This window comes from Streptomyces sp. NPDC104381, from assembly GCF_055583745.1.
Genome location: NZ_JBVJNK010000004.1, coordinates 554,933 through 576,421 on the forward strand (window position 1 = coordinate 554,933; position 21,489 = coordinate 576,421).

Here is a 21,489-nt window from a genome sequence, read left to right on the forward strand (position 1 = left end):
GCCGGATAATCTGACCTCCGTCAACGACGCTTAACGAAGGGGCGGAACAGTGGCGGACATCGAGTCGGCACGCACGGCATTCGAGCGCTTCGACCAGAACGGCGACGGCCGCATCACGGCCGCCGAGTACAAGAGCGCCATGGCGCAGCTCGGCGACCCCTACGTCACCGAGACGGTCGCCCAGGCCGTCATCAACGCCCACGACGGCAACGGCGACGGCGAGCTCACCTTCGACGAGTTCTGGGCCTCGCAGAACAAGGCCTGACGGACACCGCGTGCACGCGCGGGCGGGGCACCTGAGCGACCAGGTGCCCCGGAGGACGGCGGACCCCCGGCGCCGTACCGCGTCACCCGCCGGGCGGGGGAGCGCGGGTCAGCCCTCGCCGCTGGTGGGATAGGCGGCCTCGAACGCCGTCCTGAACAGGGCCTGGACCTCCTCGCCGCCGAGGCCCTCGTCGCGTGCCTGGTGCAGCCACTCGGTCAGCGCCGTACGGAGCGGCCACTCGGGGCCGGAGTCCGGGTCGGCGAGGGTGCGGGTGATGAAGGTCCCCACCCCCTGGCGCACCTCCGCCAGCCCCGCGCGCTCCAGCTCCCGGTAGGCCTTGAGCGTCGTGTTCGGGTTGACCTTGGTGGTGGAGGCCACCTGCGCGGCCGTGGGCAGCCGGTCACCCTCCTCCAGCGCGCCCATCCGCAGGGCCTGTTCGACCTGCCGGACGATCTGGAGATACGTCGCCACGCCGCTGCGCCGGTCGATGCGGAACACGACCACGGACATCACCTTCCGCTCGATGAACGACATTTTACGGAGAGAACGGGGGCCGGTCCTACAGGGAGCGGCGCGAGGCCCACCACAGGGCGAACGCGGTCAGCACGAAGGCGCCCGCCAGCAGGATTCCGGCGCCGGTCCACTGCATGGCCGCCATCTGGTCGTACTCCAGGTACGTGTAGACGTTGTTGACGATGCCGTGCTCCTCGATGCACGCGTTCGTCGCCTTCTCGGTCGCCTCGGCGCACGAACCCCAGCCGTACAGCTGCCCGTCCGCACTGCCGATCCAGCGGTCCAGCTCGTACGCGTCGTCGAGGCGGGACGGGAAGGGCGCGTCCAGGGGATAGGTGGTGGTGCGCGGTGTGCCCAGGAGCGGCCGGTACATCCCCCACGCCGTCTGGGCGGCCACGCAGAAGACGAACGTGACGACCATGGAGGCGAGGACCCGGCGCAGCAGGATGCCGATGGTGAAACCGGCCGCGGTGAGGAACAGGCCGAGCGCGGGCAGGACGGGGCCCGTGGTGTCGAAGGCGGAGGCGTCCATCCAGTGGCTGGGGAGGACCGAACGGTGGGGCCGCCACCACCAGGTGAAGACGGCGGAGAGCACCGAGCAGGCCACCAGGGTGATCAGGAGGCACCAGCCGAGCTTCGCTACGAGCCAGCGGCGGCGGGTCACGGACTGGGTGGTGACGAGCTGCGCCGTGCCCTGCTCCTGGTCGGCGGCGATCAGCGGGGCGCCGAGGAAGACGGCGAGGATGCCGGGCAGCAGGCCCAGCAGCGAGGTGAGCCTGCTGTAGCCCTCGCCCACGACGGGCAGCGGCACGGTCTTCTCGGGCCAGCCGGCCGCCGCGAGCACGTCGTTCAGCTGGCCGCGCTGGTACACGATCCAGAGCGAGCCGAGCAGCGTGAGCCCGAGGACACAGCTCAGGGCGGTGCGGTGCTGACGCAGGACCAGCCAGGTCAGCCCGCGGAGCATCCTCGGGCGGGCGGTGCGTGCGGCCGGTGCGCCGGTCACGGTGGTGCTCATGCGGTCCTGGTCCCCTCGGTCTCGATGTGCGCGCCCGGTGTGTACAGCGCGGGGGCGTCGGGCGAGCGCAGATGCGCGAGCAGCACTTCCTCCAAGCTGGGCTCGGCCACCTGCCAGTCCCCGGTCAGCGGGCCGTCGGTCCGCAGCATCGCCTGGAACTGCCGGCCCTGCACCCGCTGCTCGATCACCGTGTGGCGGGCGAGGGAGGCGGGCAGGCCCCCGTCCTCGGCCAGCCCGGTCACCAGGGCGTGTGCCGGGACCAGCGCGTCCGCGTCACCCGCCATCCGGATCCGGCCGTCGGCGACGACCAGCAGGTAGTCGCACATGTCCTCCAGCTCGGCCAGGATGTGGGAGGACATCACCACCGTGGTCCCGCGCTCGACGGCCTCGGCCATCAGCAGGGTGCCCATCTCGTCGCGGGCCAGCGGGTCGAGGTCCGCCATCGGCTCGTCGAGCAGCAGCAGGTCCGGCCGCTTGCCGAAGGCCAGCGCGAGGGCGACCCGGGTGCGCTGCCCGCCGGAGAGCGTCCCCACGGCGGCGTCCATCGGCACATCGCCGGAGCGCACGATCCGCTCCGCGGCGGCGGCGTCCCAGCCCGGGTTGAGTTCGCTGCCCAGTCGCAGCGTCTCCGCCACGGTGAACCGCTTGTACATCGGCTTGTCCTGGCCGAGGAAGGCGAACCTCGGCATCACCCCGGGGTCGCCCACCGGCACCCCGAACACCCGCAGTTCGCCCTCGGTCGAAGCGATCTGACGGGAGGCCAGGCCCAGCAGGGTGCTCTTCCCCGCGCCGTTGGGCCCGACGAGGCCGCAGATCCTTCCGGCCGGCAGCCGGAAGGAGCAGTCCCGCAGGGCCCAGCCCCGCCGGTAGCGCTTCCCCAGTCCGCGGGCCTCCAGGGCCCAGGTGCCCGGGCTCCCGCCCGTGCTGCTCGTCTCCGTCATGCGCCTCACCTCAATTCCATTAGTCAATTAATGGAATCATGGTCACCGCCGGGCGCGGCTGTCAAACCCCGAACTCGCCCGGGTGTGCGGCCTGATGGGGGGAGGGGGTGGAGTGCGTGTCGAGGTGCGTGTGGCGTTCCTCACAGCGAAAGCACAGGAAGTGAGCGCAACTGCACCCTTTCGTCTTTTCTGTCTGTCCCGGTGTCGAGGTGTCGGTCGGAACAGGTGAAAAAACGGTGACGGCCGGTCGCTTCCCCGGCCATACGATCGCCTCCGAGTCGCATCCGCGTGCCCCATTCCGCTGCGACCCCTTCTCTCTTTTTTCGGACCCCGAAGGGCTCTTGTGAAGATTCGCCGGATTCTTGCCACCGCTGTCGCCGCCGCGGTGACCACCCCTGCCGTCCTGCTGTCGGTCACCCCCGCCTTCGCCGACGGCAAGCCGGCGGCGCAGACGCAGGAGAAGCCGTCCGTCGCGGAGCTGGAGAAGGCCGCCGCGGCGGCCCAGTCGGCGTACGACGACGCCGTGGCGGCCGAGAGCGCCGCCGAGGCAGCCCTGGAAGAGACCCTTTCCGACAGCTTCGACCTGGCCGTGGCCGTCACGGCCGCCAAGGAGGCGGCGGCAGAGGCCGCCACCGCGAAGACCGACGCCGATCAGGCGGTCGTCGACGCCGAAGCGGCCGTCGAAGCCCTTCCGGGGACGGCCACCGATGAGGAGAGGACTGCTGCGGCGACCGCTCTCGCCGAGGCGAAGGCCGCCGCCGAGGCGGCCGCGGACGCCAAGGCCGCTGCCGACGCCAAGGTCGTGGACGCCGTGGACGCGCGCGACGACGCGCGGGTAGCCGCGGCCCGGGCGCTGGACACGGCGCAGAAGGCCACCGCGCAGGCGCTCGCCGACAAGACGGCCGCCGACGCGGCGCTGGCCAAGGCGAAGGAGGAGGAGGAGGCCGAGGGCGGCGAGGAGGACGACACCTGCGTCCCCGAGGCCGAGCTCACCACGGTCGTCACGGGCCTGCCGTCCACCGTCGTCGCCGGCACCAAGGTCGACTTCCGCCTCCGGGTGACCAACGGCACCGAGAAGACGATGGACGAGGTCTTCCCGTTCGTCTACGCCCACGCGACCGACCGCAGCGGGCTCAACGACCTCGACGACCTGGTGCACCTGCAGTGGTCGACCGGCTCGTCCTCGACGTGGAAGAACGTCGACAACGAGAACTACATCGAGAAGATCAGCCCGCTCGAGGCCGGCGCCCACGCCGACGTCAAGCTGCGCCTCACGGTCGACGCCAAGGCCCCCGCGGGCAACGGCGTCACCTTCGTCGCCGGTGACTACTGGAACGCCGACGGCAGTTGCGGCGGGAGCCCGGACCTCGAGGGCTACGAGTTCATGATCGCCGCCGCGGGCAGCGACCCGGGCAAGGTGGACGACGCCGAGCCCGGCACCACCAAGCCGAACACCCCGGACGTCAAGCCGCAGACCGGCACGTCGGCCACCCCCGTCAGCGGCACCCTCGCCGCCACGGGCTCGTCCACCTCACAGCTCGCCCTCGCGAGCGGCGCGGCCCTGGCGATCGGCGCGGGCGCGGTCTTCGTCGTACACCGTCGCAAGGCGGGCTCCCACGCCTGACGCCTGAGCACGCCTGACGCCATGAGCACGACCGGCGCCTGAGCGGGCCCGACGGGCCCGGCACCGCGAGGTGCCGGGCCCGTCGCCGCGTCACGGCCGCGGCGACGCGTGGGCCGGGTCCACCGAGTGGAACTCCCGGCGAAGGTCCGCGATCCCGTCGCCGTCCCGCGTCGGATGGACCCGGTTGGTGAGGAGCACGGCGTATCGGCCGGTGCCGGGATCGATCCACAGGCTCGTCCCCGTGAAGCCGGTGTGGCCGTACGAGGAGGGGCCGAAGGACGGTCCGACGGGCGAGCCGGACGGGTCCTGGCCCTGCCAGGCGAGCGCGCGGCGGAGGTTCAGTCCGTCGGTGTGCGGGGCCGTCATCAGCGCGTACGTCTCCGGGCGCAGCAGTTCGCGCGCGCCGCCCGCCAGGCAGACCGCGAGCCGCTCCGTGTCGGCGAGGGTCGCGAAGAGCCCGGCGTGGCCGGCGATCCCGCCGAGGACGACCGCGTTCTCGTCGTGCACCTCTCCCACGACCGTCCTGCCGCGCCAGGGGCACCGCTCGGTCGCGACGGCCCGCTCCCGTGCGGCGGGACCCGGGACGAAACCGGTGTCCGCCAGGCCCAGCGGGGCGCACACCAGCTCGTCCACCAGGGCGTCCAGCCCCTGCCCGCCCGCCTGTTCGGCGATGAGGCCGAGCAGCATGAAGCCCTGGGAGGAGTATTCGACCCGGACGCCCGGCGCCGACCGCAGCGGCAGGGTGCCGAGGCCGGTGAGCAGTGACTCCCGGGTGGGGTGGTCGCGGTACATCGGCACCCGCCCGGGCAGGCCCGAGGTGTGGGTGAGGAGTTCGGTGACGGTCAGCCGCGCCTTGTCGGTGTCCCGGTAGCGCGGGAGGAGTTCACCCACCGTGCCGGCCAGGGACAGCGCGCCGCGCTCGGCGAGCGCCATGACGACCAGGCCCACCACCGGTTTGGTGACGGAGGCGAGGTCCCACAGGTCAGCGCCGTCCAGCTCCGCCCCGCCCCAGGCCCTGGTGCCCAGCCATCCCCGGTCCACGGGACCCCGCGCGGAGCCCACGGACCAGGCCGCGCCCGAGTAGAGGCGCCGCTCCCTGCCCTCGGCGAGTACGGCGGCGCGCCCGCTCCCACGCGGCACCGCGGCCCCCGCGCTCACAGGTCCGCGCCCGGGTCGCCGGCCCGGGCCACCGTCAGGCCGGGCCGCCCGGCGGACCCCAGCCCCGCGGAGACCGCGCGCGCGGCGGCGCGGACCATCGGGCCGTACAGCTCGACTGCCGCCCGGTCCAGGGTGAAGACGAGCCCGGTGAGCGCGACCGCTCCGACGACCCGTCCCCCGGCGTCCCGTACCGCCGCGGCGAGTGCGCGGCGGTCCTCCTGTTCGTACTGGTCGTCGATCGCGTACCCGCGCTCGGCCGCGGCGGCGATCTCCTCCCGCAGGTCCGCCACCGGCACCGGAAGCGGGTGGCCGGCCGCCTCGCCGGCGGAGACGGCCGCTTCGGCCTCGGCGGGCGGCAGCGCGGCCAGCACGGCGAGCCCCGGTGCGGAGAGCAGCAGGGGCGCGCGTGAGCCGGGGCGCAGCTCCAGCGCGTACTCCCGGGCCGGCTCGGACACCTCCAGACAGACCGCGGCGTCCCCGTCCCGCACGGCGTAGTGGGCCGGCAGCCCCGTACGGGTGCGGAGTTCGGCCAGCACCGGCCTGATCAGGCGCAGCGCAGGACCGCTGTCGAGCGCGGCGGCCGCGAGACCCAGCAGCCGGGGGCCCGCCCGGTAGCTGCCCCCTTCGGCGGGCTCGACGAAGCCGGAGCCCGCGAGGCCCCGCAGCAGCCGGTGCACGGTGGGTTTGGTGAGCCCCGTGCGGCGTGCCAGATCGGCCAGACGGTGCGGCGCACCCGTCTCCACCAGCGCGGACAGGACCTCCATCGCCTTGTCCACCGGGCCCATGACGGACTGTTCGACAGCCCGGCCCGCAGGCGGCTGCTCGTTCGAACGGCTATTGACCGGTATCCCCATGTCGCTTAGCTTACCCCCACTGCATTCCATCTGCCGGAACGGATGTGTTGTTCAATGGAACGAATAGGAGGAGGGTGGGCCGGGGACCGCAGCCGCCCCTCCCGCCGCGCGATCCTGCGGTACGGCAGCGCGCTGCTCCCCGCGATCGCCGCGCCGGCACTGCTCACCGGCTGCGGCACCGACCCGGCGGCCGGTGCCGGCAACGTCCTGCGGGTCTCCCAGACGGGCGACCCCAAGACGATGGACCCGCAGAAGCAGGGCGACATGATCTCCATGAACGCCCTGATCAACATGTTCGACACCCTGACCGCGCGGGGCCGAGACAACACCCTGATGCCCCGTCTGGCCCTGTCCTGGAAGGCCGTCTCGCCCCGCGTCTGGCGCTTCCGGCTGCGGCCCGGCGTCACCTTCCACAACGGCGAGGTGTGCGACGCGGCCGCCGTGAAGTTCAGCATCGAGCGGCTCCTGGACCCGGCGACCCGGTCGCCCATCGTCGAACTGCGGTACGTCGAGGGCGTCACCGTCGTCGACTGGCTCACCGTGGACCTCCACACCACCGTCCACGACCCGATCCTGCCCGACAAGGTGTCCCTCTTCGGTGGGGTGGTCGTCCCTCCGCGCTACCTCGCCGAGGTCGGCGACCAAGGCTTCGCGGCCCGTCCCGTCGGCACCGGGCCCTTCGCCTTCGCGAGCTGGAAGCGCGACCACGAACTGCGGATGCGCGCCTACGCGGACCACTGGGAGAAGCGGCCGGCCGTCGACGAACTCGTCTTCACGCCCGCCCCGAACGCGTCCTCCGCGCTCGCCGCGCTCCAGAGCGGCGGGGTGGACCTGGTCGCCGGGCTCACCCCCGACGCGGCCCAGCAGCTGGGCGGTTACACGGGCGTCAGCCTCGACCACCACACGGGCATCCGCACCTCGTACCTCTCCCTGGACACCCTCACCGAGGGCCCGCTCCAGGACCGCCGGGTGCGCCAGGCGCTCAACCACGCGGTCGACGTGCCCCTGCTCATCAAGGCCGTGCTCGGCGGGCAGGCGACCGAGGTCCCCGCGATGATCCCGCGCGGCGCCTTCGGATTCGACCCCGGCGTCAAGCCGTACACCCGTTCCATCGCCGAGGCCCGCGCCCTGCTCGCCGAGGCCGGGCACCCGGACGGCATCAGCACGACCCTCACCGCATCCAACGTGGACGCCAACGTCGCGGAGGCGATCGCCGGACTTCTGGACCGCGCCGGGGTGCACGCCCGGGTCGACCTCCTCGACCCCGGTACGTACGCCCAGCGCCTCACCTCCGACAACCACGGAGCGCTGGGGCCCATGTACCTGGCCGCGTCCACCGTCTGGACCCTGGACGGCGAGAGCATGATCCAGTCCAACGTGCGCAGCGACCGGCGGCAGAGCCGCTGGCACAGCGAGGAGGCCGACCGGCTCGTCGACCTCGAAGAACTCTCCGTCGACCCGGAGACCCGGCGCGAGGCGTTCTCCGGCCTCCAGCGGCTCATCAAGACCGAGGCGCCGTTCGTCCCCCTCTTCCAGATCGACAACATCTACGCCCGCAACGCCAGGCCCCGCTGGACACCCGGCTTCGCGGGCGTCCTCGACATGGCGAGCGCGGAGGTCTCCCGATGAGCGAGCTCCTGACCCTCCCCGCCCCCGGCGAGGACACCGAAAAGCCCGCCGCGCGCCGCCGCGAAGGGCTCCACATCCTGCGCATGACCGCGGCCCGCCTCGGCACCGCGCTGCTCGTCCTGCTGTGCACCGCCACCGTCGCGTTCTTCCTCGTACGGCTCTCCGGTGACCCCGTCAAGGTCCTCCTGCCGCCGGACGCCACCGCCGACCAGGAGAACGTCCTGCGCCACAGCCTGGGCCTCGACCGTCCCCTGCTCACCCAGTACCTCGACTACCTGTGGGGCATCCCGCGCCTCGACTTCGGCGACTCCCTCTTCTACAACCAGCCGGTCCGCGCGGTGCTCGCCGACCGCATCCCCGCGACCCTCCTCCTGGCCGCCGGAGCGCTCGTCGTCACCCTCGTCGTCGCCCTGCCGGCCGGGACCGTCGCCGCGATGCGCCGGGGCCGGGCCACCGACCGCACCGTCATGACCGGTGTGCTGCTCGGCCAGTCCACCCCGCCGTTCTGGGTCGGCATCCTGCTCATCCTGGTCTTCGCGGTCGGCCTGCACGCCCTGCCCGCCTCGGGATACGGAACCTTCGCCCACCTCGTCCTGCCGGCCGTGACCCTGGCCGTGTACTCCGTCGCCGTGGTGGCCCGGCTCCTGCGGTCCTCCCTCATCGACGTACTGAGTGCCGATCACATCCGCACCGCACGCGCCAAGGGCTTCGGACCCGTCAAGGTCGTCCTCACCCACGGGCTGCGCAACGCCTCCCTGCCCGTCGTCACCGTCGTCGGACTGGAGGTCGGCAGCCTCCTCGGAGGCGCCATCCTCACCGAACAGGTCTTCTCCTGGCCGGGGGTCGGGCAGCTGACGATCGAGGCCATCTCCAACCGCGACTTCCCCCTCGTCCAGGCCACCGTCCTGCTGTTCGCCGCGACCTTCGTCGTCGTGAACCTTCTGGTCGACCTCTCCTACAGCCTCCTCGACCCGAGGGTGAGGACCGCCCGATGACCACCGTCTCCCCGAACCCGGCCCCGGCCGCCCACGCCCCGGCCGCCCCCTCGCACCGGGCCGCGGCCCTGCGCACCCTGCTGCGCAACAGGCTCGCCCTGGCCGCGCTCGCCTTCCTCGCGCTGGTCGTGATCTGCGCGCTGTTCGCCCCGCTCATCGCGCCCGCCGACCCCAACGCCCAGAACCTGCTGGAGCGGCTCCAGCCGCCCGCCTGGCAGCAGGGCGGCAGCGGCGCCCACCTCCTCGGCACCGACCAGCTCGGCCGCGACCTGCTCTCCCGCGTCATCTACGGCACCCGCGTCTCGCTCCTCGTCGGTACGGGCGCGGCCCTGCTCGCCGGAGTCATCGGCACCGTGGCCGGCCTGGCCTCCGGCTACTTCGGCGGCCTGCCCGACCGCGTCCTCATGCGCGTCGCCGACGTCCAGCTGGCGTTCCCCGCGATCCTGCTCGCCCTCGCCGTCGTCGGCTTCCTCGGCTCCGGCCTCTGGTACGTCATCCTCGTGCTCGGCGTGACCGGCTGGGTCTCGTACGCCCGTGTGGTCCGCTCCGAGGTGCTGTCCCTGCGCTCCCGGGACTTCATCACGGAAGCCCGCGCCATCGGCGTCGGCGACGCCACGATCATGCGCCGGCATCTGCTGCCCAACGTGATGGCCCCGCTCGCCACCATCGGCACCCTGCACGTCGCCGCCGCCGTCGTCGCCGAGGCCTCGCTCAGCTATCTCGGGCTCGGCGTCCCCAAGGAGACCGTCACCTGGGGCGCGATGCTCGCCGACGGACAGCTCTACCTCGGCACCTCCTGGTGGGTCGCCGTCTTCCCCGGCGTCGCCCTCATGCTCACCTCCCTCGCCGTCAACATCACCGGCGACGCCCTGCGCGACGTCGCGGACCCGAAGGCCTACCGCCGATGACCTCCACCACCGCCGCATCACCCGTCCTGGAGATCCACGACCTGCGCGTCGACTTCCGGCTCGCCGCCACCACCGTCCACGCCGTCCGCGGGGTCAGCTTCTCCGTCGCACCCGGCGAGACCCTCGCCGTCGTCGGCGAATCCGGCAGCGGCAAGTCAGCGACCGCGCTGTCCGCGCTCCGGCTGAACCCGGAGCCGCCCTGCGTCTACGCCGGCGGACACATCCTCCTCGACGGAAAGGACCTGCTGACCTGCGGCGAACGCGAACTCGGCCGCATCAGGGGCGCCGATCTGTCCATGATCTTCCAGGACCCGATGACCAGCCTCGACCCGCTGCAGCGCATCGGCAGCCAGGTCGCCGAGGTCCTCCGCCACCACGGCGGCCACAGCCGGGCCGAAGCCAGGGCCGCGGCGCTGTCCGCCCTCGACGAGGTCGGCATCCCCGACCCCGAACGCCGCTACCGCCAGTACCCCCACGAACTCTCCGGCGGACTGCGCCAGCGCGTCATGATCGCCGCCGCGCTCGTCGCCCGCCCCCGCGTCCTCATCGCCGACGAACCCACCACCGCGCTCGACGTCACCGTCCAGCGCCAGATCCTCGACCTCCTCGTCCAGCTCCAGCAGCGCCACGGCATGGCCGTCGTCCTCATCACCCACGACCTCGGCGTCGTCGCGGAGACCGCCGACCGCGTGGTGGTCATGCACCGAGGCGAGGCCGTCGAGACCGGGGACGTCCACGACGTGTTCGCCCGCCCCGAGGACCCGTACACCCGCCGACTGCTCGACGCGACGCCCCGACTGGAGACCGCAGGATGACCGCGACAGCCCCGCCCCTGCTGGAACTCGACGCGCTGCGGAAGGAGTTCGGAGGCCACCCCGGCAGCGTCGCGGTCGACGACATCAGCCTCACCGTCCACGAGGGCGAGACCCTCGCGCTCGTGGGGGAGTCCGGCTGCGGGAAGACCACGCTGACCCGGCTGCTGCTCCGCCTCCTGGAGCCGACCTCGGGCACCGTGCGCTTCGACGGCACCGACCTCTTCGCCCTCGACGCGGCCGCGCTGCGCAGGGTCCGCCGCGAGATGCAGGTCGTCCTCCAGGACCCGTACTCCAGCATGAACCCGCGCCTGCGGATCGTGGACATCGTCGCCGAACCCCTCGTCACCCACGACCCGCGGGCCCGGGGCCGGCGCGGCCGGGCCTGGACCCGGCAGCGCGTCGGCGAACTCCTCGAAGCCGTCGGCCTCGACGACACGATCCTCGACCGCTACCCCCACGAGTTCTCCGGCGGCCAGCGCCAGCGCATCTCCATCGCCCGCGCGATCGGCCTAGAACCCCGCCTGGTGGTCCTCGACGAACCCACCAGCGCCCTCGACGTGTCCGTCCAGGCCCGCGTCCTCGACCTGCTCGCCGAACTCCAGCAGCGCCTCGGACTCACCTATGTCTTCGTGAGCCACAACCTCGCCGTCGTCCGGCAGGTGGCCGACCGGGTCGCGGTGATGCGCCGGGGCAGCCTGGTCGAGGTGGGGACCGCCCACCAGGTGTTCACCGAGCCCGCGCACCCGTACACGCGGCAACTGCTCGACGCCGTACCGATACCCGACCCCGTGAAGGCCCGCAGGACCCGGCGCGCCGCACCGGCCGGCGACGGGGGAACCGCCCCGCGCCCCGCACCCGACGGCGCCCGGTGAGCCCCGTGCCGCCGCTACCCGCCGGACAGCACGAGCCCCGCCCCGCCGAGCAGGGCGACATCGTCCACCGCCGCCTCGCTCACCACGACCCGGGGAAGCTCTCCGCCGCCCAGGCCGTCGGAGCGCAGCCGGGACTCGACCAGGGCGCGGAACGGCTCCCCGCCCTCGCGGGCCTCACCGTGCAGCACGAAGAGCCCGCAGGCGAAGAGCTGCTGGACCGTCGCCAGACCCAGCACCAGATTCTCCGCGTACTCCGCCACCAGGGTCCGCGCCACCTCGTCCGGCGAGGCCACCAGCGCACCGAGCGAGACACCCGAAGCGCCGAGGCCGAGCGCCTCCGCCCGCTGCCGCAGCCAGCGTGTGGTGGCCACCGTCTTCCAGCACCCCCGGCGCCCGCAGGTGCACGGCTCACCACTGGCGGACACGGTCATGTGCGCGCCGCTGCGGCCGCCCTCCGGGGCCAGCACCTCACCCTCGTACAGGATGCCCACCCCCAGCACCTCGCCGGTCGACACCGAGGCGAAGGAGCGGCGCCCCCGGCCCGGGCCGAACCACCGGTCGCCGAGAACCTGGACCCGCGCACGGTGCTCGACCCGTACGGGCGCCCCGGTCAGCTCCTCCAGCCGCTCGGCCACCCGGTAGCCGCGCAGCGCCGGCACCTCGTTGACCTCGATCACCCGGCCCCCGGCCGGATCGATCACACCGGCCGCCGCGACACCGATCCCGGACGGCCGGCGGCCGTCGAACACCGCCGCCACCCGCGCGAGCGCCTCGTCGACGCCGGTGCGGCGCGGGGACGCCGCGTCGAACTCCGTCTCGGCCCGTTCGAGCACCGAGCCCGACCGGTCGAGCAGCGCCGCGCGGATCCGGCCGGGCAGCAGCTCCACGGCCCCCAGCGTGCGGGGGACGGCCGCCACCACCGGACCCGGCACGGGGTCCGGCACCAACCGCAAGGGAGAACGTTCATGCGCCATACGCCGACTCTGCCACGTGAAGGTCACGGGGAGACATCCGCATGAGTTACCGGAACCTGACCGAAACCACCTGGCGGGAGACGAGGGAGTCGGCGCCCGACGCCATCGCGGTGCTCCCCGTCGGATCCCAGGAGCAGCACGCCGAACACCTGCCGATGGGCACGGACACCCTCCTCGTGGAGGCCGTGCTCGACCGGGCCCTCGCCCTCCTCGACGAGGACGCCACGGCTGAGGTGCCGGCTCTCGTCCGGCTGCCCACGCTGCCCTACGGCCACAGCCCGCACCATCTGTTCGCCGCCGCGCTGACCCTGTCCGCCCCCACCCTCGGCGCCGTACTCGGCGAGATCCTCGACTCCCTCGCGGCCTGCGGACACCGGCGCATCCTCGTCGTCAACGGCCACGGCGGCAACGACGAGATCATGAAGCTCGCCGTCAAGCGCTTCGCCCTGCGCGCCGAGGTCACCGCCGCCGCCTGCTCGTACTGGACCGTGACCAGCGGGGAGGAGGACGGCGGCCGCCCCGATGTCACCCCCGGTCACGCGGGCTGGTTCGAGACCTCCCTGATGCTCGCCGCGCACCCCGGCCTGGTGCGCGCCCCCGTACCCGCACGCGCCCCCGTCGAGCCGCCGCCGCTCTTCGACCGGCCGCCTTACCCGGGGCTGACCGTCGAGCGGCACGGCGAGTGGGAGCGCGTCGGCGGATCCACCGACGACGCCTCGACCGCCGACGCCGGCCGGGGCCGACGGCTCCTCGACGACCGTGCCCGCGGTCTCGCACGCGCCGTCCTGGCCTTCGACGCCGCGACCCGTACGGACCCGTGAGCGGCACCGACACCCCGACCGCCCCACCCGCACCGTCCGCATCACCGAACCGACCGAGGAACAGCATGAAGATCACGGATGTCGACGTCCACGTCGTGAACCTGCCCCTGCTCAACCCGTTCACCAGCTCCTTCGAGACGAAGACCGGTGAGACCCGCACCGTCGTACGCATCCGCACCGACACCGGGGTCGAGGGCTGGGGCGAGACCATGTGGGGCCGGCCCGTCGCCGCGATCGTCAAGATCCTCGCCGAGGACCTCATCGGCACCAGCCCCTTCGCCCTGGAGGCGTTCCACCGCAAGCAGCACATGGTGCCCTTCTTCTACGGCTACCTCGGTTACGCCGCGATCGCCGCCCTCGACGTCGCCTGCTGGGACGCCATGGGCAAGGCCACCGGCCAGTCCCTCACCGACCTCCTGGGCGGATCCGTACGCGAGGAGGTCCCGCTCACCGCGCTGATCACCCGGGCCGACGCCCCCGGGGCCAGCCCCGCGGACCTGCCGGCCGCCCTCGCCGAGCACACCGGCCGCGTCGTCGCCGAGGGCGGCTTCCAGGCCGTCAAGCTCAAGGGCACCAAGGACGTCCAGGGCGACGTCGCGATCCTGCGCGCCCTGCGCTCCGCCCTGCCCGAGGTCAGCCTCCGCGTCGACCCCAACGCCGCCTGGTCGGTGCCCGACTCGGTGCGCGCCGGCATCGCCCTGGAGGAGCTGGACCTCGAATACCTGGAGGACCCCTGCGTCGGCATCGAGGGCATGAGCCAGGTCCGCGCCAAGGTCCGCATACCGCTCTGCACCAACATGTGCGTCGTACGCTTCGAGGACTTCGCCCCGGCCGTCCGCCTGGGCGCCGTGGACGTCATCCACGGGGACGTCTACAAGTGGGGCGGGATCGCGCCCACCAAGGCCCTCGCGGCGCACTGCGAGACCTTCGGGCTCGGCATGAACCTGCACAGCGGCGGTGAGCTCGGCATCGCGACGGCCGCCCATCTCGCGGTGGTCGGCAGCACCCCCGTGCTGTCCCGCGCCATCGACTCCATGTACTACCTGCACGCCGACGACATCATCGAGCCGATCCCGCTGGAGAACGGCAGCCTGCGCGTCCCGACCGGCCCCGGCCTCGGCGTCACCGTCGACGAGGACAAGCTCCGCCACTACGCGGAGGTCAACGCCCGTGAAGGAGACCTGACCCGATGACCGGACCCACCCATGGCGCCGGCCCAGCCCGCCGCTCGGTCGTCACCGACCGGGCACCCGCGCCCGCCGGCGCCTACAGCCAGGGGATGGCCGCGGGCCCCTACCTGTTCACCTCGGGCTTCGGCCCCCAGGACCCGGACACCGGCGCCGTCGCGGACACCGTCGGGGAACAGACCGCCCAGGTCCTGCGGAACGTCCGCGCCGTACTGGAGGCCGAGGGGCTCGGGCCGCAGGACGTCGTCAAGGTGACGGCGCACCTCCAGCACCTGCGCCGTGACTTCGCCGCCTACGACGCGGCGTACCGCGCCTTCTTCACCGCGCCCCACCCGGTCCGCACCACCGTGGGCTCCGACCTCATGGACATCCTGGTCGAGATCGACGTCGTCGCGGTCCGCCCCGAGCCGCCGGCGGGTTCCTAGCCGATGCGACGGGCCCCCACCCCCGTGGATCCGGGGTGGAGGCCCGTGGCGGCCGGCTCTCAGGCCTTGCGCTGCATGTCCCGGCGGGCGGGGTTGCCCTGCTGCTCCGCCTTGGGGTCCTTCTCACCGGCCTTCGCGCGCACACCCTGCTCGATGCGCTTGCCGATGGCGCTGTCGATGTTCGACCAGTAGGTGAACGCCCGCTGGAGCACCGGCTCGGTCACGCCGTTGAGCAGGTGGCCGACGACGTTGTCCACCAGCCGGTCCCGCGCCGCGTCGTCGAGGACCTCCCGCACCATGGTGCCGGCCTGGCCCCAGTCGTCGTCCTCGGCGTGGTCGACATAGGCCGCCCGGGTGATGTCACCGTCCGCGTACCAGCTCGGCGGGGTCCCGAAGAGCTCGGGGTCGGCCGCCGGGCCGCCCTTGGAGTTCGGCGCGTAGACCGGGTCGGTGGTCTTCCGGTACGCCATCGCCCCGTCCTTGGAGTACGTGTGCACCGGGACGGCGGGGGCGTTGACGGGCAGCTGCTGGTAGTTGGCGCCGATGCGGTAGCGATGCGCGTCCGCGTAGGAGAACAGCCGCGCCAGGAGCATGCGGTCCGGGCTCGGGCCGATGCCCGGCACGAAGTTGTTCGGCTGGAAGGCCGCCTGCTCGATCTCGGCGTGGTTGTCGGTGGGATTGCGGTCGAGCGTCATCCGCCCCACCTCGATCAGGGGGTAGTCGCCATGCGGCCACACCTTGGTCAGGTCGAACGGGTTGAACCGGTAGTCCTTGGCGTCCTCGTACGGCATGATCTGGACCTTCAGCGTCCAGCTCGGGAACTCGCCGTCGCGGATGTGCTCGAAGAGATCACGCGTGTGGTAGTCCGTGTCCGCGGAGGCCATCTGGTCGGCCTCGTCCTGGGTGAACGTCTCGATGCCCTGGTCCGTCTTGAAGTGGTACTTCACCCAGAACCGCTGGCCCTGCGCGTTGATCCACATGTACGTGTGCGAGGTGTAGCCGTTCATGTGGCGCCAGGTGCGCGGGATGCCGCGGTCACCCATCAGCCAGGTGACCTGGTGCGCCGACTCCGGCGAGAGGGTCCAGAAGTCCCACTGCATGTCGTGGTCGCGGAGGTTGTTGTCCGCCCGGCGTTTCTGGGACCGGATGAAGTGCTGGAACTTCATCGGGTCCTTCACGAAGAACACGGGGGTGTTGTTGCCCACCATGTCGTAGTTGCCTTCGCTGGTGTAGAACTTCACCGCGAAGCCGCGGGGGTCCCGCCAGGTGTCCGGGCTGCCCCGCTCCCCGGCGACGGTGGAGAACCTGATGACGAGGTCGGTCTTCGCACCGGGCTGGAACAGCGCGGCCCGCGTGTACGCGGAGACGTCCGCGGTCACTTCGAACCGCCCGAACGCGCCGCTGCCCTTGGCGTGCGGCTGGCGCTCGGGGATCCGTTCACGGTTGAACTGAGCCATCTGCTCGATCAGGTAGGAGTCCTGGAGCAGGATCGGCCCGCCCGGGCCGACGGTGAGCGAATGCTCATCGCTCTCCACCGGGGCGCCCGAGTCGGAGGTGGTCGGCTTGTGCGAGGTGTCGGTCATGTGCGTCGTTCCCCTTCGTCTGTCCCCTGCGCCTGCACTGGTAACCCTCTACCAATGTAGGCAAACATGGACAACCGGCCAGTCAAGGGACGAGTCGGCATCCGTGGGGGAGCCGGTACCGTCCGCCTGTCCGCGCCGGGGGGATTCACACATGGACGCGGTCTAGCACTCGATGATGTTCACCGCGAGCCCGCCCCGCGCCGTCTCCTTGTACTTGACGCTCATGTCCGCGCCCGTCTCCTTCATGGTCTTGATGACCTTGTCCAGGGAGACCTTGTGGCTGCCGTCGCCGCGCAGCGCCATCTTGGCCGCCGTGACCGCCTTGACCGCCGCCATGCCGTTGCGCTCGATGCACGGGATCTGGACGAGTCCGCCGACCGGGTCGCAGGTCAGGCCCAGGTTGTGCTCCATGCCGATCTCGGCGGCGTTCTCCACCTGCTCGGGGGAGCCGCCCAGGACCTCGGCGAGGGCGCCCGCGGCCATCGAGCAGGCGGAGCCGACCTCGCCCTGGCAGCCCACCTCGGCGCCGGAGATGGAGGCGTTCTCCTTGAAGAGCATGCCGATCGCGCCGGCCGCCAGCAGGAAGCGGACGACGCCGTCCTCCTTCTCGGCCTCCGTGCAGCCGCCCGCCGCGAAGTTCATCCAGTAGCGCAGGACCGCGGGGATGATGCCCGCCGCGCCGTTGGTCGGGGCGGTGACGACCCGGCCGCCGGCGGCGTTCTCCTCGTTGACGGCCATCGCGTAGAGGGTGATCCACTCCATCGCGTGTGTCTGCGGGGCTCCCTCGGCGCGCAGCTGCCTGGCCGAGTTCGCGGCCCGGCGCCGGACCTTCAGGCCGCCGGGAAGGATGCCCTCCTGGGACATGCCCCGGGCGATGCAGGCCTCCATCACACGCCAGATCTCCAGCAGACCGGCCCGGATCTCGCCCTCGGTGCGCCAGGCCTTCTCGTTCTCCAGCATCAGCGAGGAGATGGAAAGACCGGTCTCCCGGGCGAGCCTCAGCAGCTCGTCACCGGTGCGGAAGGGGTGCTTCAGGACGGTGTCGTCCGGGATGATCGGGTCCTCGCCGGCCACGGCGTCCTCGTCGACGACGAAGCCGCCGCCCACCGAGTAGTACGTCTTCTCCAGCAGCGGGGCGCCGTCACGGTCGTACGCGAGGACCGTCATCCCGTTGGCGTGGTACGGCAGGGCCTTGCGCCGGTGCAGGACCAGCTGCTCGTCGGCGTCGAAGGGGATGTCGTGCACGCCCAGCAGATTGATCCGCCCCGAGGCGCGGATCTCCTCGACGCGGGCGTCGGCGCCCTCCACGTCGACGGTGCGGGGCGACTCGCCCTCCAGACCCAGCAGGACCGCCTTGGGCGTGCCGTGCCCGTGGCCGGTCGCGCCGAGCGAGCCGTACAGCTCGGCCCGTATCGAGGCGGTGTGGGCCAGCAGGCCCTCGTTCTTGAGGCGGCGGGCGAACATGCGGGCCGCGCGCATCGGGCCGACCGTATGGGAGCTGGACGGGCCGATACCGACCGAGAACAGGTCGAAGACCGAGAGGGCCACGGGAGTACTCCTAAGGCGTTGGTGGACGTCGTTGTCCGCCGGGTGGTGCGGAACGGGCCGGTGGGCCCGGGAGCGCGGGGCAAAGGGGTGGGGGCACCGGGCTCACTGTGTTCAGTGTGCGCGGTGCCCCCACCCTGCGTGCAAATCGCGGGTGACTACTTGATGCCGGGGTACAGCGGGAACTTCGCGGCCAGCGCGGCCACGCGGGCCTTGAGGTCGTCCGCGTCGTACGTCGGCTTCAGCGCGGCCGCGATGATCTCGGCGACCTCGGTGAAGTCCTCGGCCTGGAAACCGCGGGTGGCCAGCGCCGGCGTGCCGATCCGCAGACCCGAGGTGACCATCGGGGGCCGCGGGTCGTTCGGGATGGCGTTCCGGTTGACCGTGATGCCCAGCTCGTGGAGCCGGTCCTCGGCCTGCTGGCCGTCCAGCTCGGAGTTGCGCAGGTCGACCAGGACCAGGTGCACGTCCGTACCGCCGGAGAGGACGGAGACACCCACCTCGGTGACGTCCGGCTGCACCAGGCGCTCGGCGAGGATGCGGGCGCCGTCCAGGGTGCGCTGCTGGCGCTCCTTGAACGCGTCGGTCGCCGCGACCTTGAAGGAGACCGCCTTGGCCGCGATCACGTGCTCCAGCGGGCCACCCTGCTGACCCGGGAAGACCGCCGAGTTGATCTTCTTGGCGAGCTCCTGCGTCGACAGGATGACGCCGCCGCGCGGACCGCCGAGGGTCTTGTGCGTGGTGGTCGTCACGACGTGGGCGTGCGGCACCGGGTTGGGGTGCAGCCCCGCGGCGACCAGGCCGGCGAAGTGCGCCATGTCGACCATCAGGTACGCGCCGACCTCGTCCGCGATGCGGCGGAAGGCGGCGAAGTCCAGCTGACGCGGGTAGGCGGACCAGCCGGCCACGATGAGCTTCGGCTTCGACTCCTTGGCGAGGCGCTCGACCTCGGCCATGTCCACGACGCCGGTGTCGTCGACGTGGTACGGGACCACGTTGTAGAGCTTGCCGGAGAAGTTGATCTTCATGCCGTGGGTCAGGTGACCGCCGTGGGCCAGGTTCAGGCCCATGATCGTGTCGCCCGGCTTCAGCAGTGCGAACATCGCGGCGGCGTTGGCCTGCGCACCCGAGTGCGGCTGGACGTTCGCGGCCTCGGCGCCGAAGAGCGCCTTGATGCGGTCGATCGCGATCTGCTCGACCACGTCGACGTGCTCGCAGCCACCGTAGTAGCGGCGGCCCGGGTAGCCCTCGGCGTACTTGTTGGTGAGGACGGAGCCCTGCGCCTCCATGACCGCGACCGGAGCGAAGTTCTCCGAGGCGATCATCTCGAGGGTGGACTGCTGACGGTGGAGCTCGGCGTCGACGGCGGCGGCGACGTCCGGGTCCAGCTCGTGGAGGGAGGAGTTGAGAAGCGACATCAGTGGGTCCCTAAGGTCTCAGTTGCCGGAGAACGCGGTGTACTCGTCGGCGGAGAGAAGGTCCTTCGGCTCCTCCGCGACGCGCACCTTGAACAGCCAGCCGCCCTCGAAGGGAGCGGAGTTCACCAGCGACGGGTCGTCCACGACGTCCTGGTTGGCCGCGGTCACCTCGCCGGTCACCGGCGAGTACAGGTCGCTGACCGACTTGGTCGACTCCAGCTCACCGCAGGTCTCGCCCGCGGTCACCGTGTCACCGACCTCCGGGAGCTGGGCGTAGACGACGTCACCGAGCGCGTTGGCCGCGAACTCGGTGATACCGACCGTGGCCACGCCGTCCTCGAGGGCCGACAGCCACTCGTGCTCCTTGCTGTACCGCAGCTGCTGGGGGTTGCTCATGACCTGAATTCTCCTGTACGCGGGGGAGTGCTGATGAACGGTGGTCTTACGGTGTGAGACACGACTGCGTCACGTGTGCGGCGCGACGTGTCACTTACGGCGCTTGTAGAACGGCAGCGCCACGACCTCGTACGGCTCGTGCGTGCCCCGGATGTCGACGCCGACACCCTCCGTGCCGGGCTCGGCGTGCGCCGCGTCGACGTAGGCCATGGCGATCGGCTTGCCCAGGGTGGGTGACGGCGCACCCGAGGTGACCTCGCCGACGACCTGGCCGTCCACCACGACGGAGAAGCCGGCGCGCGGCACCCGGCGGCCCTCGGCCACCAGGCCGACGAGCTTGCGCGGCGGGGCGGTCTCCGCGCGCTCCGCCGCGGCGGTCAGCGCCTCGCGGCCGACGAAGTCACCCTCCTTCTCGAACTTCACGACCCTGCCCAGGCCGGCGTCGAAGGGCGTCAGCGCGGTGGTCAGCTCGTGCCCGTACAGCGGCATGCCCGCCTCCAGACGGAGCGTGTCACGGCAGGAGAGCCCGCAGGGGATCAGGCCGTACGGTGCGCCGGCCTCGGTGAGGGCCTTCCACAGCTGCTCGGCGTGGGCCGGGTCCACGAAGAGCTCGAAGCCGTCCTCGCCGGTGTAGCCCGTACGGGCGATGAGCGCGGGGACACCGGCCACCGTTCCGGGGAGTCCGGCGTAGTACTTCAGTCCGTCGAGGTCGGCGTCCGTGACCGACTTCAGTACGGCGGGGGAGTCGGGGCCCTGTACGGCGAGCAGGGCGTACGCGTCGCGGTCGTCCCGCACCTCGGTGTCGAAGTCCCCGGCGCGCTCGGTCAGGGTGTCCAGGACGAGCTGCGCGTTGCCCGCGTTGGCCACCACCAGGTACTCGGTGTCCGCCAGGCGGTAGACGATCAGGTCGTCCAGGATCCCGCCGTCCGCCGCGACGATCATGGTGTAGCGGGCCCGGCCCACGCCGACGGTGGCGATGTTGCCGACCAGGGCGTAGCTCAGGAAGGCGGCGGCCTGCGGGCCGGTGACGGTGATCTCGCCCATGTGCGACAGGTCGAACAGGCCGGCCCGGGTGCGTACGGCGTTGTGCTCGTCGCGCTCACTGGCGTACCGCAGCGGCATGTCCCAGCCCGCGAAGTCGGTCATGGTCGCGCCCAGGGAACGGTGCAGGGCATCGAGGGCGGTGAGACGGGGGGCAGTGCTCATGGGCATGGCTCCAGGGCATGACGACAGGGGGTGGTTCCCTCCCCATCTGTCATCGGAACCTGAGAGGTTCGCCGCGAGCCCCTGAAAGGGTCCGGCTTGCACCTTGGGTGGAGCCGCGAAGCGGCCCGCTTTTCAGATCTGCCTCATCCACGCGGTACGGGGCCTGAGAGATTCAAGGGAGGAACTTGCTCCTTCGGCGCCCGGCGCACACGGTGACCGGGACTCTCCCGCGCGGATTCAAACGGCCGGTATGCAGTTGGCGGGGTCATCATCGCACGCCTTGCGGGAGAGTGGGGCGTCCCGGTGGTGACCGGTGGAAGGCCGGGTGTCCGCGCGCATGCGCGC

Annotated in this window: 21 protein-coding genes and 1 riboswitch; of the genes, 10 read left to right on the forward strand and 11 right to left on the reverse strand. The window is 72.0% G+C overall.

The features are described 5' to 3' along the window. Nucleotides 1–49: 49 nt before the first annotated feature. Nucleotides 50–265, forward strand: coding sequence for an EF-hand domain-containing protein (locus tag ACZ607_RS16290; protein ID WP_014153971.1), 216 nt, complete (start codon nt 50–52; stop codon nt 263–265). Between the two features lie 108 nt (nt 266–373). On the opposite strand, the gene ACZ607_RS16295 is transcribed toward ACZ607_RS16290, so the two are convergent. From ACZ607_RS16295 to ACZ607_RS16305, 3 genes are read right to left on the reverse strand one after another with little or no spacing between them, the layout of a single operon-like run. Then, nucleotides 374–799 (reverse strand): GntR family transcriptional regulator, encoded by a 426-nt coding sequence (locus tag ACZ607_RS16295; RefSeq protein WP_469735344.1) that lies wholly within the window; start codon nt 797–799, stop codon nt 374–376. 25 nt (nt 800–824) lie between these two features. Beyond that, nucleotides 825–1,793, reverse strand: a complete 969-nt coding sequence (locus ACZ607_RS16300) for an ABC transporter permease (protein WP_469735345.1) — start codon at nt 1,791–1,793, stop codon at nt 825–827. Next, nucleotides 1,790–2,734, reverse strand: a complete 945-nt coding sequence (locus tag ACZ607_RS16305) for an ABC transporter ATP-binding protein (RefSeq protein WP_469735346.1) — start codon at nt 2,732–2,734, stop codon at nt 1,790–1,792. The genes ACZ607_RS16300 and ACZ607_RS16305 overlap by 4 nt, the downstream gene beginning before the upstream one ends. A gap of 343 nt (nt 2,735–3,077) precedes the next feature. Here ACZ607_RS16305 and ACZ607_RS16310 point away from each other — a divergent pair, with 343 nt between their 5' ends. Continuing rightward, the gene (locus tag ACZ607_RS16310) at nt 3,078–4,358 is read left to right on the forward strand and encodes an LPXTG cell wall anchor domain-containing protein (protein ID WP_469735347.1); all 1,281 of its coding nucleotides are present in this window, start codon (nt 3,078–3,080) and stop codon (nt 4,356–4,358) included. A 90-nt stretch (nt 4,359–4,448) separates the two neighbouring features. Here ACZ607_RS16310 and ACZ607_RS16315 read toward each other — a convergent pair whose 3' ends face one another. Next, nucleotides 4,449–5,498 (reverse strand): serine hydrolase domain-containing protein, encoded by a 1,050-nt coding sequence (locus tag ACZ607_RS16315; protein WP_469735348.1) that lies wholly within the window; start codon nt 5,496–5,498, stop codon nt 4,449–4,451. A 14-nt stretch (nt 5,499–5,512) separates the two neighbouring features. Then, nucleotides 5,513–6,370: an IclR family transcriptional regulator gene (locus ACZ607_RS16320; protein WP_469735349.1), complete on the reverse strand. Its 858-nt coding sequence runs from the start codon at nt 6,368–6,370 to the stop codon at nt 5,513–5,515. Between the two features lie 54 nt (nt 6,371–6,424). On the opposite strand from ACZ607_RS16320, the gene ACZ607_RS16325 reads away from it, so the two are divergent. Genes ACZ607_RS16325 through ACZ607_RS16345 form a run of 5 tightly spaced genes read left to right on the forward strand, consistent with a single transcriptional unit; the run spans nt 6,425 to nt 11,589 of the window. Then, the gene (locus tag ACZ607_RS16325; protein WP_469735350.1) at nt 6,425–7,999 is read left to right on the forward strand and encodes an ABC transporter substrate-binding protein; all 1,575 of its coding nucleotides are present in this window, start codon (nt 6,425–6,427) and stop codon (nt 7,997–7,999) included. Beyond that, a complete protein-coding gene (locus ACZ607_RS16330) occupies nt 7,996–8,994 on the forward strand; it encodes an ABC transporter permease (protein ID WP_469735351.1) in 999 nt (332 codons plus the stop codon). The genes ACZ607_RS16325 and ACZ607_RS16330 overlap by 4 nt, the downstream gene beginning before the upstream one ends. Continuing rightward, complete coding sequence (locus tag ACZ607_RS16335) at nt 8,991–9,902, forward strand: ABC transporter permease (protein WP_469735352.1); 912 nt, start codon at nt 8,991–8,993, stop codon at nt 9,900–9,902. Before ACZ607_RS16330 ends, ACZ607_RS16335 begins: the two co-directional genes overlap by 4 nt. Then, entirely contained in the window at nt 9,899–10,717 is an 819-nt protein-coding gene (locus ACZ607_RS16340) for an ATP-binding cassette domain-containing protein (protein WP_382985722.1), read from the forward strand. The genes ACZ607_RS16335 and ACZ607_RS16340 overlap by 4 nt, the downstream gene beginning before the upstream one ends. Next, on the forward strand, nt 10,714–11,589 hold the full coding sequence (locus tag ACZ607_RS16345; RefSeq protein ID WP_469735353.1) for an ATP-binding cassette domain-containing protein: 876 nt from the start codon (nt 10,714–10,716) through the stop codon (nt 11,587–11,589). The genes ACZ607_RS16340 and ACZ607_RS16345 overlap by 4 nt, the downstream gene beginning before the upstream one ends. Nucleotides 11,590–11,603: 14 nt before the next feature. Here ACZ607_RS16345 and ACZ607_RS16350 read toward each other — a convergent pair whose 3' ends face one another. Continuing rightward, nucleotides 11,604–12,563: an ROK family protein gene (locus tag ACZ607_RS16350; RefSeq protein ID WP_469735354.1), complete on the reverse strand. Its 960-nt coding sequence runs from the start codon at nt 12,561–12,563 to the stop codon at nt 11,604–11,606. Nucleotides 12,564–12,604: 41 nt separating this feature from the next. Here ACZ607_RS16350 and ACZ607_RS16355 point away from each other — a divergent pair, with 41 nt between their 5' ends. The 3 genes from ACZ607_RS16355 (at nt 12,605) to ACZ607_RS16365 (ending at nt 14,996) form a co-directional block, all read left to right on the forward strand. Then, nucleotides 12,605–13,384, forward strand: a complete 780-nt coding sequence (locus tag ACZ607_RS16355) for a creatininase family protein (RefSeq protein ID WP_469735355.1) — start codon at nt 12,605–12,607, stop codon at nt 13,382–13,384. A 65-nt stretch (nt 13,385–13,449) separates the two neighbouring features. Next, nucleotides 13,450–14,577, forward strand: a complete 1,128-nt coding sequence (locus ACZ607_RS16360; RefSeq protein WP_469735356.1) for a mandelate racemase/muconate lactonizing enzyme family protein — start codon at nt 13,450–13,452, stop codon at nt 14,575–14,577. After that, on the forward strand, nt 14,574–14,996 hold the full coding sequence (locus ACZ607_RS16365; RefSeq protein ID WP_469735357.1) for a RidA family protein: 423 nt from the start codon (nt 14,574–14,576) through the stop codon (nt 14,994–14,996). Before ACZ607_RS16360 ends, ACZ607_RS16365 begins: the two co-directional genes overlap by 4 nt. Nucleotides 14,997–15,055: 59 nt before the next feature. Here ACZ607_RS16365 and ACZ607_RS16370 read toward each other — a convergent pair whose 3' ends face one another. The 5 genes from ACZ607_RS16370 to gcvT form a co-directional block, all read right to left on the reverse strand. Then, entirely contained in the window at nt 15,056–16,579 is a 1,524-nt protein-coding gene (locus ACZ607_RS16370) for a catalase (RefSeq protein ID WP_469735358.1), read from the reverse strand. Nucleotides 16,580–16,741: 162 nt separating this feature from the next. After that, nucleotides 16,742–18,127, reverse strand: a complete 1,386-nt coding sequence (locus ACZ607_RS16375; RefSeq protein ID WP_469735359.1) for an L-serine ammonia-lyase — start codon at nt 18,125–18,127, stop codon at nt 16,742–16,744. 155 nt (nt 18,128–18,282) lie between these two features. Beyond that, nucleotides 18,283–19,542 (reverse strand): serine hydroxymethyltransferase, encoded by a 1,260-nt coding sequence (gene glyA / locus ACZ607_RS16380; protein WP_469735360.1) that lies wholly within the window; start codon nt 19,540–19,542, stop codon nt 18,283–18,285. 18 nt (nt 19,543–19,560) lie between these two features. Further along, nucleotides 19,561–19,938, reverse strand: coding sequence for a glycine cleavage system protein GcvH (gene gcvH, locus ACZ607_RS16385; RefSeq protein WP_099174367.1), 378 nt, complete (start codon nt 19,936–19,938; stop codon nt 19,561–19,563). Nucleotides 19,939–20,028: 90 nt separating this feature from the next. Next, nucleotides 20,029–21,144, reverse strand: coding sequence for a glycine cleavage system aminomethyltransferase GcvT (gene gcvT, locus ACZ607_RS16390; protein ID WP_469735361.1), 1,116 nt, complete (start codon nt 21,142–21,144; stop codon nt 20,029–20,031). 142 nt (nt 21,145–21,286) lie between these two features. Further along, nucleotides 21,287–21,384: riboswitch (glycine riboswitch) on the reverse strand. Between the last annotated feature and the right edge of the window lie 105 nt (nt 21,385–21,489).

Bases quoted from the DNA above. Each gene is read 5' to 3' on its own strand.
- ACZ607_RS16340 (WP_382985722.1), top strand. From the start codon at position 9,899: ATGACCTCCACCACCGCCGCATCACCCGTCCTGGAGATCCACGACCTG.
- gcvH (WP_099174367.1), bottom strand. From the start codon at position 19,938: ATGAGCAACCCCCAGCAGCTGCGGTACAGCAAGGAGCACGAGTGGCTG.
- ACZ607_RS16325 (WP_469735350.1), top strand. From the start codon at position 6,425: ATGGAACGAATAGGAGGAGGGTGGGCCGGGGACCGCAGCCGCCCCTCC.
- ACZ607_RS16300 (WP_469735345.1), bottom strand. From the start codon at position 1,793: ATGAGCACCACCGTGACCGGCGCACCGGCCGCACGCACCGCCCGCCCG.
- ACZ607_RS16320 (WP_469735349.1), bottom strand. From the start codon at position 6,370: ATGGGGATACCGGTCAATAGCCGTTCGAACGAGCAGCCGCCTGCGGGC.
- ACZ607_RS16370 (WP_469735358.1), bottom strand. From the start codon at position 16,579: ATGACCGACACCTCGCACAAGCCGACCACCTCCGACTCGGGCGCCCCG.
- ACZ607_RS16355 (WP_469735355.1), top strand. From the start codon at position 12,605: ATGAGTTACCGGAACCTGACCGAAACCACCTGGCGGGAGACGAGGGAG.
- ACZ607_RS16305 (WP_469735346.1), bottom strand. From the start codon at position 2,734: ATGACGGAGACGAGCAGCACGGGCGGGAGCCCGGGCACCTGGGCCCTG.
- ACZ607_RS16365 (WP_469735357.1), top strand. From the start codon at position 14,574: ATGACCGGACCCACCCATGGCGCCGGCCCAGCCCGCCGCTCGGTCGTC.
- ACZ607_RS16335 (WP_469735352.1), top strand. From the start codon at position 8,991: ATGACCACCGTCTCCCCGAACCCGGCCCCGGCCGCCCACGCCCCGGCC.
- ACZ607_RS16295 (WP_469735344.1), bottom strand. From the start codon at position 799: ATGTCGTTCATCGAGCGGAAGGTGATGTCCGTGGTCGTGTTCCGCATC.
- ACZ607_RS16350 (WP_469735354.1), bottom strand. From the start codon at position 12,563: ATGGCGCATGAACGTTCTCCCTTGCGGTTGGTGCCGGACCCCGTGCCG.
- ACZ607_RS16360 (WP_469735356.1), top strand. From the start codon at position 13,450: ATGAAGATCACGGATGTCGACGTCCACGTCGTGAACCTGCCCCTGCTC.
- gcvT (WP_469735361.1), bottom strand. From the start codon at position 21,144: ATGAGCACTGCCCCCCGTCTCACCGCCCTCGATGCCCTGCACCGTTCC.
- glyA (WP_469735360.1), bottom strand. From the start codon at position 19,542: ATGTCGCTTCTCAACTCCTCCCTCCACGAGCTGGACCCGGACGTCGCC.
- ACZ607_RS16345 (WP_469735353.1), top strand. From the start codon at position 10,714: ATGACCGCGACAGCCCCGCCCCTGCTGGAACTCGACGCGCTGCGGAAG.
- ACZ607_RS16330 (WP_469735351.1), top strand. From the start codon at position 7,996: ATGAGCGAGCTCCTGACCCTCCCCGCCCCCGGCGAGGACACCGAAAAG.